The following is a 13626-nucleotide window of genomic DNA, read 5'->3' on the forward strand; positions in this document are numbered from 1 at the left end:
TGCATTGTCCTACGCGGCCTGATTCACCATCGCCTTCGCCGCCGGCAACCGCAGCACTGCCCGCGCGCCTCGCCCGCGTCCGTCGCTGAACAGGTCGATCCGCCCGCCCATCGCGACCACCGCATTGGCGCACCAGTGCAGCCCCAGTCCGCCCGATTTGTTCGTACGCGTCGAAAATCCGCGCTGGAACAGCATCGGCGCATCGGACGGATCGAATCCTTCTCCGTCGTCGGCGATGGTCACGATCACCTCGCCCGCCGCTTCCGCGATCGTCACGGCGATCTGACCGCCCTCCTCCGACTGCGCGGCGATGGCTTCCGACGCGTTGGCGAACAGGTTGCCGATCACCTGGCTCAGGATCACGCGGTTCGCCAGCACCCAGCGCGGCTGGGCAGGGAAGGAAAAGGCGATCGAGCGTTCGCGCGAATAGCGCGCGATGGCCGCGTTGCGGGCGACGATATCGGTGACGTCGCATGGATCGACCGGCGGGCGTTCGTGCGACGCATGCTGTTGCTGGCCGATGATCTCCAGCACCTGATGCAATGCGGCCCGGCCGATCTCCAGTTGCCGCACCCGCTCCAGCCGCGACTCCATCGTCGCCTGCGCGGCGGCGGAGAGATAGCCGGCCAGCTTGCGCCGCCGCGTCGGCGATACCGTGTCGTCCGCCAGTTCGGCGATGGCGCGATCGACGACGGCGCGATCCGCGACCGGCGGCTGCGCCAGCCCGTGCGACAGGATCGTGCTGATCGGCGACAGTGCGTTGCGGACATTGTGCATCACCGCCACCGCGCTTTCGGTACGCCCCAGCGTGAACGACTGCGCCTCCACCTGTTCGGACAGGTCGTTCAACTGGCGCAGCATCGCGTTCAGGCTGGTAACGAGCGATCCGATCTCGTCGTCGCGGCGATCCTGCGGCAACACGCGCATCGTCCCGGATTTGCGCACGGCCTGCATGTGGCGTTCGACGGTCGCCAGCGGACGCAGCACCAGTTGCGCGATCATCCGGGTCAACACCGCCAGTACGATCAGTAGCAGCAACAACGTGCCGCCGACCGACAGCCACAGCAACTGCCGTCCCAGCATCGTCAGGTCGCGCCGCACGGTGAACACCGCGTCGGCAACCGGCGCCCCGTCGGCGCCGACCACCGGCACCGCGATTCGCAGCGACCGGGCGGACGTCGCCACGCGCCGTTCCGACCCGGCGGAATCGAACCGGATCGCGGCCCGTTGCCCGATAAGGCCGGCCAGTTCGCGCGAAGACAGCGTGCGCGCCATCACCACGAACCCGTCGGGCGCGGCGGCGACCCCGTCGCGCAACCGCGCCACGCCGACCGCCGCCAGCCGGTCGTCCAGCCGCAGATAGAAGCTGGCCGATCCACGCGTGCCCAGCCGGCGGTCCAGATCGATCGCGGCGATACCGGCCGTCCACCGGTCATGCATCGGCGGCATATCCCGCCGCGTCGCCGGATCGATCCAGCGCGCACGAATGCTTCGGTCGGGCGCGACATAGGCCACGCCGTCGATATCCGCATCGGCCATGGCCGGTGCGGGCAGCGTCGCGAACCGTTCGCCCTGATCGCGCGACGCACGCTCCACCTTTGCCGCGAAGTCGCGCAACGCGATATGCGTGCGTTCGACATGCCCGTCGACCGCCGCATCCTCCAGCCGTTCGAACGTCGGGGTGATGACCACCGCCAGCATCATCGTGATCGCCACCGCCCCGCCCAGCCCAATCGCCGTCAGCATCCAGACGAGCTTGCCGCCAAGCGATCGCGGGACGAACAGGCGACGCCAGCGTTTCAAGGACGCGCGCGCCGCGCCGCGATCGCCCCGTCGCTGCGCCGCGCCAGCGCGATCGCGGCGGCCGCGTCGACCGGTCGCGCCAGATGATATCCCTGAAGCTGCGAACAGCCCGCGACGCGCAGCGCCTGGACCTGCGCGTCGGTTTCGACCCCCTCGGCGACGACTTCCAGCCCCAGCGCGCGGCCGAGATGGATGATCGAATGCACGATCGCCGCGCTTTCGCGTTCGCGGCCCATGCCGTCGATGAAGCTGCGATCGATCTTCAGACAATCGAGCGCGAAGGTACGGATGTTGTAGAGCGATGAATATCCCGTCCCGAAATCGTCGAGCGCGATGCGCAATCCCATCCGCCGCAGTTGCGACAGCGTTTCTGCTGCGCGGTCGGCATTGTCGAAGATCGCCGTTTCGGTAATCTCGATCTGCAACCGGTCGGCGGCAATGCCCCATGCGTTCAGCCGGTCCATCACCAGCCCGGCGAAATTGGGGCGGCGGAACTGACGCGGCGAAAAATTGACCGAGACATATTGCCCCGGCCAGTGCGGCAGCATCCGCAGCGCCTCGTCCAGCACCCAGTCGCCCAGCTCGTGAATCAGGTTCGATTCCTCGGCGATCGGGATGAACATCGCCGGGCCGATCGCGCCGTATTCCGGGCTGTTCCACCGCAACAGCGCCTCGAACGCGACGATTTCCAGCCCTTCGCGGGCAAAGATCGGCTGGTACAGCAACGTCAGCTCGCCTCGCGCGATCGCGCCGCGCAGGCCGGTTTCGATCCCACGCCGGAACCGGATCGATTCGTCCATGCTGTCGTCATAGGCGCGCGCCACGCCGCGACCCGATCGTTTCGCCTCGTTCAGCGCAAGGTCGGCCCGGCGCAGTACGCTCACCGGCTCGCGCCCGTCGTCGCCAGCGTCGACCACGACCAGCCCGACCGATGCCGCACCCTGCACCGAATGACCGAACACGCTGAAACTGGTCGAACAGGCGCGGATCAGTGCGTCGCATTTACGTACCGCGTCGGCTTCGTCGGTGACGGGCATGAGCACACCGAATTCGTCGCCGCCCAGCCGTGCGACGAACCCGTCGGCACCGACCGCGTCGATCAGGATGGAACAGGTGATGCGGATCAGTTCGTCGCCCGCCAGATGCCCCAGCGTGTCGTTGACCTGTTTGAACCGGTCCAGATCGATCATCGCCATCGCGAAACTGTGCGGCTGGCGCACCTGCTCGGTCAGCCGCCGGACGAACGCCAGCCGGTTGGGCGCATCGGTCAGCGCGTCGTGATTGGCCATGTGGACGGCCTTGCTCTCGTTCGCCGCGAGTTCGAGCGCCTGTTCCTCCAGCAGCACGATCTTGTCGGCCAGCACGGCCCGGGTCACTGCCAGTTCGCGGTCCAGTTGCCAGCGGTGCGCCAGCGCGGTGGCGGTCTGGACGATCTCCTCCACCTCGAACGGTTTGGCGATATAGAAGATCTTGTCCGCCGGCCCCGCGACCCGGCTGATGTCCAGCGGCGAGAAATCGGAATATCCGGTCACGATCACGATCTGGATTTCCGGGTCGATGGCGCGGATGCGCGCAGCGGTTTCGCGCCCGTCGATGCCCGGCGGCATGCGGACGTCGATGAAGGCGACGGCGAAGCGGTCCCCATCCGCCACGCCCGCACGCACCGCCTCGACCGCATCCAGCCCTTGGACATGGTGCGTCAGCACGAAGTCCGGCGGACGGTCGGCAGGCGAATCGATATCGTCGTACAGGTCCGCCGCCATCGCGGCCAGCGCATCCCCGGCATCGGACCGGCAGAACGACCGACGGTACGACTCATGAACCGTCGGTTCATCGTCGACGATCAGTATCCGCACAATGGACGCCCCCGGTTCCGCGCTCATGCCCAACAATAGATCGTTCAAGGTTAAGACAGGCTTACACAATCACTTGCCGCGACAGACGGAGTGTAGGACGAGCCAGGTCGAACGTCATCTACGCCACTTGGTCCATAGATGCCGTGCAAGCATCGCAGGCGGCATCCGCAGCAGGTGCGACCGGACATAGAAGGCGAACCCGGTCCCGGGATGGCGTGACCGCCCCCAGCCGTCGCGCGCTAGCAGCTTTCGCGCGAACCACCGATCCGATGGCCGTGTCGGCCCCGCCCCCTCGACCGGCGTCGCATAGATGCACGCCGCCAGCCGCAATGCGCGCGATACCGCCGGTGCCAGCCCGTGCATCGCGCTGCGTTCGTGCAACCGGTCGAAAAATTCCCCGTCCGCGAACTCGCGCACCAGCCGGTCGATATCCCACAAGTTGCGCAATCCGCCCGCCAAGTCGCCATCCGCGAACAGGTGCGCGGCGGCGTGGATCACCATATCCTCCGGGCACAGCACCGACAGCCCGGTGCCCAGCGGCACCGCCGACGCGATCAGCGCCGCCGCATCGGGCCGGGGCCGCGCGGTCAGCGGCAGGATGGTGTGGTGCACGTCGATCATCCGGTCGCGGGTGCGGTGGATCATCGGCGGCAATTCGTGCATCCAGCGGCGATAATAGGAATCGTCATACGGATCGGGCTTTACCCATTCCCATCCGCCTGCCAGCAGCGCGTGCTCGACCGCCTCGATCGCCGAGCGCGGCACCAGAATGTCGAGGTCGCCGATCGCCCGCCCCCGCCCGGCGTCCAGCCCGGCGGCGACATAGGCGGTGCCTTTCAGCAGCACGACCGGCACGTCCAGCGGGGCCAGCACGCGCCGCGCCGCCTCCGCTTCCCACAGCGCGGCAACCCGCCCCTGTTCGGCGGATCGGCGGGCATCGTTCAGGACGCGTGCGGCGGATGCGGGCATCGGCAGCCCCTGCGTCCGCACCGCGACGCTTCCGATCAGCTGTTCCGCACGCGCCGCCGCGATCAGCGCGTTCCATCCGGCGCTGTCCAGACCGGCGATGTGCGCGGGGTCGGCCAGCACTCGCGCGACCAAAGCGCCGGTCATGCCAGTTCGTCCCACAGCGCGTCGGCCAGCGCGATCGCCGTCGCCGTATCGGGATAATCGATCGCACGCGCCGGCACCGTTCCCACCAGCCGGGTCAGCGCGTCGAACCCGCGCTCGCCCAGCGCGACGTAATTGGTCGACGCCTGCGTCAGCCGGACGAAGGTTTCGGCCGGTTCGACGATGCGGGTCGCGGCTGCGGGGCCGAAGGTCGGGAACAGCAGCAACGCGGGGATCGCAGGCACGTCCATCGCGCCGATCGCGACCGCGTCGGGGACCATATGCCGGACATCCCCCTTCGGCGTCGCCGCCAGCAACGGGCCGAAGCGCGCGGCGGGCGCGGCGCGCTCCATCACGCCGATCGCGTCGTTCTTCAGGCTGATGAGCCGGGGAAAGCCATGGACGCGCCCGGTTTGCGTGTCGACCAGCGCGAATTCGTCGCCCATCAGCCGCCAGCCGCGCGTCATCAGCAGCGCCGCCAGCGTCGACTTGCCCGCGCCCGACACGCCGGTCATCAACAGCGCCCGCCCGTCGCGCTCGACTGCCGATGCGTGGAGCAACAGATAGCGTCGCTGCGCCAGCGCCATCTGCAGATTCATGCCCATCTCCGCCGCCAGCAGCCCCTGGCGCAGCGGCAGCGGCGCCGCATCGGGAATGGTGAAGTCGCCGCCGATCATCACCGCCGGGCGCAGGACGCGCCGCCACGGGCCCGCCGCGAACAGCCGGACGTTGAAATCGGCGATCCCGTCCTCCGGCGTCGGATAGTCGCGATACAGGTCGCGGATCGCGGCGACCGGCGCGCGCCAGTCGCTGCCGATGCGGAATCCGACCGGCCCGATGCGCAGCATCGCGACGTGCTTCATCGTTTCTCGACCACGCCGATCGCGGCCAGTTCGTCCAGCCGCGCGGCGATCGCGTCGGGGTCGGGATCGGCCAGGTCGTACCGCGCGGCCAGCACCGCCCGCATCTCCGCCGCCGTCATCGGCGCTTCCGCAAGGATCGCCAGCATTTCGGGCACCGGCGGGGCCACGACATGCGTCTGCCCCGACGCGCGGTGATACAAGGCGGACAGCGTATCCAGCGCGATGACGCGCAGCCCCGGCGGCGCATGATACCGCGCCGCCACGATCGTCAGCCGCGCGGCATCTGAAGCGATGCGAAACAGGTGAAGCCGCTGGTCCCCGACTGCAGCTTGCGGATGTAGTTGGTATAGGCGCGGGTCCGTTCGCCGTCCGCGCCGGGCAGGTTCATGCCCTGCATCGCGCGGCGCACTTCCTCGCCGGTATAGGCACGGTTGGCGGGGGCGAATGCGCCCGGCGTCCCCGGCGCGACCACCGTTCCGTCGGCGGCGATATGGCGTCCGGCGCGCGCCTGATCGGGCACCGGAATCTCGCAGTTCATCACCGATGCCTGCACCTGCGCCAGCGCCGGACGGATCGATACCACCGCCGATGCGCCCGCCGCGCCGATCAACAGGGTGCGGCGCGCGATGCCGGGCGTGGAACGGGGTTCGGGGGCGTCGTCCATGCGGCCATGTTGATGAAGCGTCCCGCTTACGCAATCGTAAACAGCGACCGGCGCGGCCCTCTGGCGCAAAGCGGCGCGCGCGCCTATCGGGCGGCATGGAAGATTTCGGCCCCCGCCTGCCGCTGGCACTCGCGCTCGCGGTCATCGTCGCCATACTGGCCTTCGTGTTGGGCGCGGGCGTGAATGCCAGCGCGGTCGTGCTGGTCGGCGCGATCGCCGCCGTGCTGATCGCGGGGTTCCACAGCCATGGCGGCACCGCCCCCGAATCGCCCGATACCACCCGCACCCACGGCACCGCCGCGACGCGTGCGACGATCGATGCGATCGACGAACCGGTCCTGACCATCGCGGGCGGACATGTCGTACTCGCCAACCCGGCGGCGCGCGCGTTGCTGGGACAGCATATCGTCGGTGGCGACGTCCGCCTCGCCATCCGCCATCCCGCCGCCGCCGAACGGTTGTTCGGCGACCGCGACGATGGCGAACCGGTCAATCTGGTGGGGCTTGGCGCGCGCGACCAGAGTTGGGAGATGCGCGTCCGCCCGCTGCCCCGCGACCATCGCCTCGTCCATCTGGTCGACCGGACCGGCAACCGCGCGACCGAACGGATGCGCGTCGATTTCGTCGCCAATGCCAGCCACGAATTGCGCACGCCGCTCGCCTCGCTGCTGGGCTTCATCGAAACGCTGCGCGACGAAGCGGGCGAAGACCCGGCGGTCCGCGAACGCTTCCTGAAGGTCATGAACGACGAAGCGCGCCGGATGCAGCGGCTGATCGACGACCTCATCTCGCTCAGCCGGATCGAGGCGGAGAAATACCGCGCCCCCGACCAGGCCGTGGACCTGTCGGCGATGCTGACGGCAGTCTGCGACGAACTGGCATCGACCAACCCGAACCGCGCGGCCGACATCGCGCTGGACATCGATCCGGCGGTCACGGTCATCGGCGACCGGGCACAGGTGTCGCAGCTGCTGCACAACGTCGTCGGCAATGCGATGAAATATGGTCGCGCCGGCACGCCGGTCGAAGTCCGCATCCGCGCGGGCGACCGCATGGCCGAACTGGCGGTGCGCGACCATGGCGAAGGGGTCGCGATCGATCATCTGCCGCGCCTCACCGAACGGTTTTATCGTGTCGATTCAGGCCGAAGCCGCGCGCTGGGCGGAACCGGCCTCGGTCTGGCGATCGTCAAGCACATCGTCGAGCGGCATCGCGGCCGCCTCGATATCGGCAGTGTCGTGGGCGATGGCACGACCGTCACGGTGCTGCTACCCCTTGCCGCTGTCATCAAGTCGTAACGCGATGGTAACACAGGGACGCTGGACGGTACGGATGAACGTATACGACCATGGAGTTCGCAAGCGCATGTACCGCCGGATCGCGTCAGTCGTGGCATTGGGCCTGACCGTTGCCGCATGCGAACCGCAGACGTCGCGCGACCATATCAAGGTCGTCGGTTCGTCGACCGTCTACCCCTTCACCACCGCAGTGGCGGAGGCGCTGGTCAACGCCAATCCCAACCTGCGCGCGCCGGTGATCGAATCGACCGGCACGGGTGCGGGCGCCAGCCTGTTCTGCGCCGGGATCGGGCCGCAGCATCCCGACATCCTCAACGCGTCGCGCCGGCTGAAAAAGTCGGAATACGAGACGTGCGTCGGCAACGGCGTCAAGGATATCATGGAAATACAGGTCGGCGTCGACGGCGTCGCGCTGGCCGAATCGAACAACGGGCCAAAGCTGAAACTGTCGAAGAACGACGTGTATCTGGCGCTGTCGGCCAATCCGCTGGGCAAGCCCAACGTCGCCCGGATGTGGAGCGACGTGAACCCGGCGCTGCCGTCGATCCCGATCCAGGTGTTCGGCCCGCCCGCGACCAGCGGCACGCGCGACGCGCTGGTCGAACTGGTGATGGTCCCGGCGTGCGAGGCGGCGATGCCGCAGGTCAAGGCGCTCAAGACCAGCGACAAGGACCGGTACGAGGATATCTGCACCCGCATCCGCGACGATTCGGCCTATGTCGACAAGGGAGAGAACGACAATCTGATCGTCCAGAACCTGTCGACCAATCCGAACGCCGTCGGCATCTTCGGCTACAGCTATCTCGAAGAGAATGCGGCGCGGCTGCACGGCGTGCCGATCGAGGGCGTTGTCCCCAGCTACGACACCATTTCGGACGGCAGCTATCCCGGCGCGCGTCCGCTCTTCATCTACGTCAAGAAGGCGCATATCAAACCCGTGCCCGGCATGACCGATTTCCTCACCGCCTTCGCCCGGTCATGGGACCCCGGCGGTCCGCTGACCCGTCGCGGCATGATCGCCGCCCCGGCCGATATCCGCGCGAAGTCGACGGCGGAAATCGCCAGCCAGACGCCGCTCGATCCGGCGGGGCTGCACTGATGGGCGGCTTCACCCTCATTCTGCTGGTACTGGGCTTCGCGCTGATCGGCTGGATCGTGGCACGCGCCCGCGCCGCCCGGTTCGCCGCGCCGAAAACCGCCGCCGAACGGCCCAATTCGCTGCCCGGACAACATGGCTGGCACATGGCGATCTGGGTCGCCGCACCTGCCCTGCTGTTCCTTGCGGTGTGGAGTATCGCGTCACCTGCGCTGGTACGCGAAACCGTCCTCGCGACGCCTGCCGCCGCCGCACTGCCCCCCGCCGGGTTCGAACGCTCGGCGATCCTTGCGGAGGCACGCGCACTGGCGCGCGGCGACGCCTATGGCGCCTTCAATCCAGAGGCGGAGACGCTCGCCCCGGCCTATGCCGCCGCCGAGTCGCGCTACGACTGGATCGGCACCGCGCTGGCGGTATTGCTGGCCTTTGCCGGCGGGGCGTTCGCGTTCACCCGCATCCGTCCCGACTTCCGCGCCCGGACGCGGGTCGAACGCGCGGTGATGCTCGCGCTGCTGGTCGCCTCGCTGATCGCGATCCTGACCACGCTCGGCATTTTCCTGTCGCTGGTGGTCGAAAGCATCCGATTCTTCCGCATCGTCCCCGTCACCGATTTCCTGCTCGGCACCAACTGGAGCCCGCAGGTCATTCGCGCGTCCGATCCCGGCGCGACGCTGGGCGCGGTGCCGTTGTTCTGGGGCACCTTCTTCATCGGCGCGGTGATCGCGATGATCGTCGCGATTCCGTTCGGGCTGATGAGCGCGATCTACCTGACGCAATATGCGAAGCCGGCGGTGCGGACGTGGATGAAACCCATCCTCGAAATTCTCGCGGGCGTACCGACCGTCGTCTATGGCTATTTCGCCGCGCTGACCGTCGGCCCCGCGATCCGCGACATCGCAGTGATGCTGGGCATGCCGTTCGCCAGTTCGGAAAGCGCGTTGGCCGCCGGGCTGGTGATGGGCGTGATGATCATCCCGTTCGTGTCGTCGATGGCCGATGATTCGATCGCCGCCGTGCCGCAGTCGATGCGCGACGGCAGCTTGGCGATGGGCGCCACGACCAGCGAGACGATCGGCAAGGTGCTGTTGCCCGCCGCGCTGCCCGGCGTCGTCGCCGGCGTGCTGCTCGCGGTCAGCCGCGCGATCGGCGAGACGATGATCGTCGTGATGGCGGCATCGGGGGCGGCATCGATCACGCTCAACCCGTTCGAAAGCACCACGACGGTCACCAAGCAGATCGTCGACCTGCTGACCGGCGAGGCGGAGTTCGACAGTCCCAAGACGCTTGCCGCCTTCGCGCTCGGCCTCACGCTGTTCGCGATTACCTTTCTGCTCAACGTCGTCGCCCTGCGGGTCGTGAAACGCTATCGGGAAGCATATGAATAGCCCCAGCCTCGTGGCCGGATCCCCCGCAGTCGAACGCGCCGCGCCCGACCGCGCGCCGACCGACTGGAAGACCAGCGTGATGCAGCGTCGCATCCGCCGTCGCTATGCCGCCGAACGCCGGTTCCGCTTCTTCGGACTGGCGGCGGTCGTGCTGTCGGCGGGCTTCCTCGCCTTCCTGCTCGTCACCATGCTGGCCGCCGGGGTCGGCGGGTTCCAGCGCACGCTGGTCGCGCTGCCGATCGATTTCCGCGCGGCGGGCGTCGAAGTGAACCCCGCCCAGCTCAAGGGTCGCGGCGCGGACCTGGCACTGGCGGGCGCGGGCGTGGAGAATGCCGTCAACGGTGCCGCCGCCGCCGCGTTCGGCGAAGGCAACGAAGTCGTGTCCGACAGCGCGTGGCTGACCGTCCGCGACGCGATCAAGGACGATCCGTCGATCCTGTCGCGCAAGGTCGTGATCCATGTTCCCGCGACCTCGGACGTCGAGGAAGCGGCCAAGGCCGACGGCACGCCCGAAGCGGAGGCGATCGTCGCCCGGCTGACGGCGGCCGACGCGATCGGCACCGGGTTCAACCTCGAATTCTTCCGGTCCGCCGATTCGACCGATCCGACGGCGGTCGGCATCTGGGGCGCGCTGAAAGGCTCGCTGATGACGATGCTCATCACGCTGATGATCGCGTTTCCGGTCGGCACGCTGTCGGCGCTGTATCTGGAGGAATATGCCCCCCGGAACCGCTGGACCGACCTGATCGAGGTATCGATCAACAACCTTGCCGCCGTGCCGTCGATCATCTTCGGCCTGCTCGGGCTGGCCGTGTTTCTGGGCACGTTGGGCCTGCCGCGTTCCGCGCCGATCGTCGGCGGCCTTACGCTGGCGCTGATGATCATGCCCGTGATCGTCATCGCCGGGCGTAACGCGATCAAGGCGGTGCCGCCGTCGATCCGCGACGCCGCGCTGGGTATCGGCGCGTCGAAGGTACAGGTGGTGTTCCATCACGTCCTGCCGCTCGCGCTGCCCGGCATCCTGACGGGCACGATCATCGGCATGGCGCGCGCGCTGGGCGAAACCGCGCCGTTGCTGATGATCGGCATGCGCGCCTTCATCGCGCAGGCACCGCAGGGGTTCGCCGATCCGGCGACCGTGCTGCCGGTGCAGATCTTCCTGTGGTCCGATCAGGTCAGCCGCGGCTTCGTCGAAAAGACCAGTGCCGCGATCCTCGTGCTGCTGGCGTTCCTCCTCGCGATGAACGCCCTCGCCATCTATCTCCGCAATCGCTTCGAGACCCGCTGGTAATGACCGACACCACTCTCAACAACGGCACGCCCAAAATGTCGGCGCGCGGCGTCGACGTGTTCTATGGCCAGAAACAGGCGATCAAGGACGTGTCGATCGATATCGACATGGAACATGTCACCGCCTTCATCGGCCCGTCGGGCTGCGGCAAATCGACGTTCCTGCGCACGATGAACCGGATGAACGACACCGTGTCGTCGGCGCGGGTCACCGGCGACATCCGGCTGGACGGCGAGGATATCTATTCGCCCGCGATGGACGTCGTGCAGCTGCGCGCGCGGGTGGGCATGGTGTTCCAGAAACCGAACCCCTTCCCCAAATCGATCTATGAAAACGTCGCCTATGGCCCGCGCATTCACGGGCTGGCATCGTCCAAATCGGACATGGACGGCATCGTCGAACGATCGCTGACCCGCGCCGGCCTGTGGAACGAGGTCAAGGACCGGTTGACCGACAGCGGCACGGCGCTGTCGGGCGGGCAGCAGCAGCGGCTGTGCATCGCGCGCGCGATCGCGGTCGATCCCGAAGTGATCCTGATGGACGAACCCTGTTCGGCGCTCGATCCGATCGCGACCGCGAAGATCGAGGAACTGATCCACGAGTTGCGCGGACGCTATGCGATCGCCATCGTTACGCATAACATGCAACAGGCGGCCCGCGTGTCGCAACGCACTGCCTTCTTCCACCTCGGCACGCTGGTCGAATATGGTCGGACCTCCGACATCTTCACCAATCCGCGTCAGGAACGGACGAAGGACTATATCACCGGCCGCTATGGCTGAGGAGTTGAACGACATGGCAACCGGCAACGACCATACGGTCAAGGCGTTCGATCGCGACATCGGCCACCTCCGCGCGCTCATCTCGCAGATGGGCGGGCTGGCGGAACAGGCGATTAGCGACGCGATGACCGCGCTCGCCCGCAACGACCCCGCCCTGGCGAAGGAAGTCCGCGCCAAGGACAAGGCGATCGACGCGATCGAGGCGGAGGTCGAGAAGCTAGTCGTCCGCGTGATCGCACTGCGCGCGCCGATGGCCGACGACCTGCGCGAAGTGGTCGCGGCGCTGAAGATCGCGGCGGTGCTCGAACGTATCGGCGATTATGCCAAGAACATTGCCAAGCGCGTCGCATCGATCCACGGCGACACGCACGATCCGCGCATCGAACCATTGTCGATCCTGCCTGCCATGGCGCAGTTGGCCGCCGACATGGTCCACGACGTGCTCGACGCGTTTTCGGCGCGCGATGCGCAGGCGGCGGTCGAGATCTGCAAGCGCGACAATGCGCTGGACGATTATTACAACAGCATCTTCCGGGTGCTGGTGACCTATATGGTCGAAAATCCGAAGACGATTAGCCAGGTCGCGCATCTGTTGTTCGTCGCCAAGAACCTCGAACGCATCGGCGATCATGCGACCAACGTCGCCGAAATGGTCTATTTCGCGGCGACCGGACAGACGCTGGCAGAGCGTGAAACGCTGGGAGTAGCGGGATGAGCAAGGCACGGATGCTGCTTCTCGAAGACGATGCGGCGCTGGCCGAACTGATCGCCTTCCATTTCCAGCGCGAGGATTTCGAAGTCGTCCGCACGCACGAGGGCGAGGAAGCGTTGCTGCTGGCGCGCGAGGCGACGCCCGATATCGTCCTGCTCGACTGGATGGTCGAAGGGCTGTCGGGAATCGAGGTATGCCGGCAGTTGCGGCGGCAGGCCGAGACGCAGAACGTGCCGATCATCATGCTGACCGCGCGCGGTGAGGAAGAGGACCGGGTCCGCGGTCTCGAAACCGGTGCCGACGATTATGTGACCAAGCCGTTCTCGCCGCGCGAACTGGTCGCGCGCGTCAACGCGGTGCTGCGTCGCGTCCGTCCGGCGCTGGCGGGCGAGGCGCTGACCTATGCCGATATCGAAATGGACACGGTCGGCCACCGGGTCCGGCGCGGCGGCGACGTCGTACCGCTCGGTCCGACCGAGTTTCGGTTGCTCAAGCATTTCCTCGAACATCCCGGCTGGGTGTTCTCGCGCGAACGGCTGCTCGACGCGGTGTGGGGGCATGATTCGGATATCGAATCGCGTACCGTGGACGTGCACATCCGCCGCCTGCGCAAGGCGATCAATATCGGCGACCGGCCCGATATCATCCGCACGGTACGGTCGGCGGGCTATGCTCTGGACGCGGCGGGCTGACGACGGCGCAACGGATACGATCCCGAACTGGTTCGTTAGGTGCGCAGCCTGAACGAACTACGTCATAAGGAGAA

At 67.3% G+C, this 13626-nt stretch carries 13 protein-coding genes; 7 read left to right on the forward strand and 6 right to left on the reverse strand.

Annotated elements, in window-relative coordinates; genetic code table 11:
- Positions 1-9: 9 nt before the first annotated feature.
- From IFT55_RS11680 to IFT55_RS11705, 6 genes are all read right to left on the reverse strand, one after another.
- Positions 10-1803 carry a sensor histidine kinase gene (locus IFT55_RS11680; RefSeq protein WP_249403786.1) on the reverse strand — a complete coding sequence of 598 codons (1794 nt, stop codon included), beginning with the start codon at positions 1801-1803 and terminating at the stop codon, positions 10-12.
- On the reverse strand, positions 1800-3659 hold the full coding sequence (locus tag IFT55_RS11685; protein WP_342029299.1) for a putative bifunctional diguanylate cyclase/phosphodiesterase: 1860 nt from the start codon (positions 3657-3659) through the stop codon (positions 1800-1802). Before IFT55_RS11685 ends, IFT55_RS11680 begins: the two co-directional genes overlap by 4 nt.
- A 114-nt stretch (positions 3660-3773) precedes the next feature.
- Entirely contained in the window at positions 3774-4772 is a 999-nt protein-coding gene (locus tag IFT55_RS11690) for a nucleotidyltransferase domain-containing protein (RefSeq protein ID WP_192092226.1), read from the reverse strand.
- Entirely contained in the window at positions 4769-5632 is an 864-nt protein-coding gene (locus IFT55_RS11695) for an HprK-related kinase A (RefSeq protein WP_192092228.1), read from the reverse strand. The genes IFT55_RS11690 and IFT55_RS11695 overlap by 4 nt, the downstream gene beginning before the upstream one ends.
- Entirely contained in the window at positions 5629-5895 is a 267-nt protein-coding gene (locus IFT55_RS11700) for an HPr-rel-A system PqqD family peptide chaperone (RefSeq protein WP_342029300.1), read from the reverse strand. The genes IFT55_RS11695 and IFT55_RS11700 overlap by 4 nt, the downstream gene beginning before the upstream one ends.
- Positions 5896-5900: 5 nt before the next feature.
- Positions 5901-6296, reverse strand: a complete 396-nt coding sequence (locus tag IFT55_RS11705; RefSeq protein ID WP_192092230.1) for a hypothetical protein — start codon at positions 6294-6296, stop codon at positions 5901-5903.
- Positions 6297-6391: 95 nt separating this feature from the next.
- Here IFT55_RS11705 and IFT55_RS11710 point away from each other — a divergent pair, with 95 nt between their 5' ends.
- From IFT55_RS11710 to phoB, 7 genes are all read left to right on the forward strand, one after another.
- A complete protein-coding gene (locus IFT55_RS11710; RefSeq protein ID WP_192092232.1) occupies positions 6392-7594 on the forward strand; it encodes an ATP-binding protein in 1203 nt (400 codons plus the stop codon).
- Between the two features lie 67 nt (positions 7595-7661).
- On the forward strand, positions 7662-8693 hold the full coding sequence (locus tag IFT55_RS11715) for a substrate-binding domain-containing protein (RefSeq protein ID WP_192092234.1): 1032 nt from the start codon (positions 7662-7664) through the stop codon (positions 8691-8693).
- Positions 8693-10075, forward strand: a complete 1383-nt coding sequence (gene pstC / locus IFT55_RS11720) for a phosphate ABC transporter permease subunit PstC (protein ID WP_192092236.1) — start codon at positions 8693-8695, stop codon at positions 10073-10075. Before IFT55_RS11715 ends, pstC begins: the two co-directional genes overlap by 1 nt.
- Positions 10068-11366: a phosphate ABC transporter permease PstA gene (pstA, locus tag IFT55_RS11725; protein WP_446740724.1), complete on the forward strand. Its 1299-nt coding sequence runs from the start codon at positions 10068-10070 to the stop codon at positions 11364-11366. Before pstC ends, pstA begins: the two co-directional genes overlap by 8 nt.
- Entirely contained in the window at positions 11366-12148 is a 783-nt protein-coding gene (gene pstB, locus IFT55_RS11730; protein ID WP_192092238.1) for a phosphate ABC transporter ATP-binding protein PstB, read from the forward strand. Before pstA ends, pstB begins: the two co-directional genes overlap by 1 nt.
- A gap of 13 nt (positions 12149-12161) precedes the next feature.
- Positions 12162-12863, forward strand: a complete 702-nt coding sequence (gene phoU / locus IFT55_RS11735; protein WP_192092240.1) for a phosphate signaling complex protein PhoU — start codon at positions 12162-12164, stop codon at positions 12861-12863.
- Entirely contained in the window at positions 12860-13552 is a 693-nt protein-coding gene (gene phoB / locus IFT55_RS11740) for a phosphate regulon transcriptional regulator PhoB (protein ID WP_192092242.1), read from the forward strand. Before phoU ends, phoB begins: the two co-directional genes overlap by 4 nt.
- Positions 13553-13626 lie beyond the last annotated feature (74 nt).

Origin of the sequence: Sphingomonas sp. CFBP 13720 (assembly GCF_014842075.1) — a bacterium.
In the GTDB taxonomy this organism is placed as follows: domain Bacteria; phylum Pseudomonadota; class Alphaproteobacteria; order Sphingomonadales; family Sphingomonadaceae; genus Sphingomonas.

Coding starts and splice junctions, on each gene's coding strand:
- IFT55_RS11690 (WP_192092226.1), bottom strand. CDS start 4,772: ATGACCGGCGCTTTGGTCGCGCGAGTGCTGGCCGACCCCGCGCACATC.
- IFT55_RS11695 (WP_192092228.1), bottom strand. CDS start 5,632: ATGAAGCACGTCGCGATGCTGCGCATCGGGCCGGTCGGATTCCGCATC.
- IFT55_RS11705 (WP_192092230.1), bottom strand. CDS start 6,296: ATGGACGACGCCCCCGAACCCCGTTCCACGCCCGGCATCGCGCGCCGC.
- IFT55_RS11710 (WP_192092232.1), top strand. CDS start 6,392: ATGGAAGATTTCGGCCCCCGCCTGCCGCTGGCACTCGCGCTCGCGGTC.
- IFT55_RS11715 (WP_192092234.1), top strand. CDS start 7,662: ATGTACCGCCGGATCGCGTCAGTCGTGGCATTGGGCCTGACCGTTGCC.
- pstC (WP_192092236.1), top strand. CDS start 8,693: ATGGGCGGCTTCACCCTCATTCTGCTGGTACTGGGCTTCGCGCTGATC.
- pstA (WP_446740724.1), top strand. CDS start 10,068: ATGAATAGCCCCAGCCTCGTGGCCGGATCCCCCGCAGTCGAACGCGCC.
- pstB (WP_192092238.1), top strand. CDS start 11,366: ATGACCGACACCACTCTCAACAACGGCACGCCCAAAATGTCGGCGCGC.
- phoU (WP_192092240.1), top strand. CDS start 12,162: ATGGCAACCGGCAACGACCATACGGTCAAGGCGTTCGATCGCGACATC.
- phoB (WP_192092242.1), top strand. CDS start 12,860: ATGAGCAAGGCACGGATGCTGCTTCTCGAAGACGATGCGGCGCTGGCC.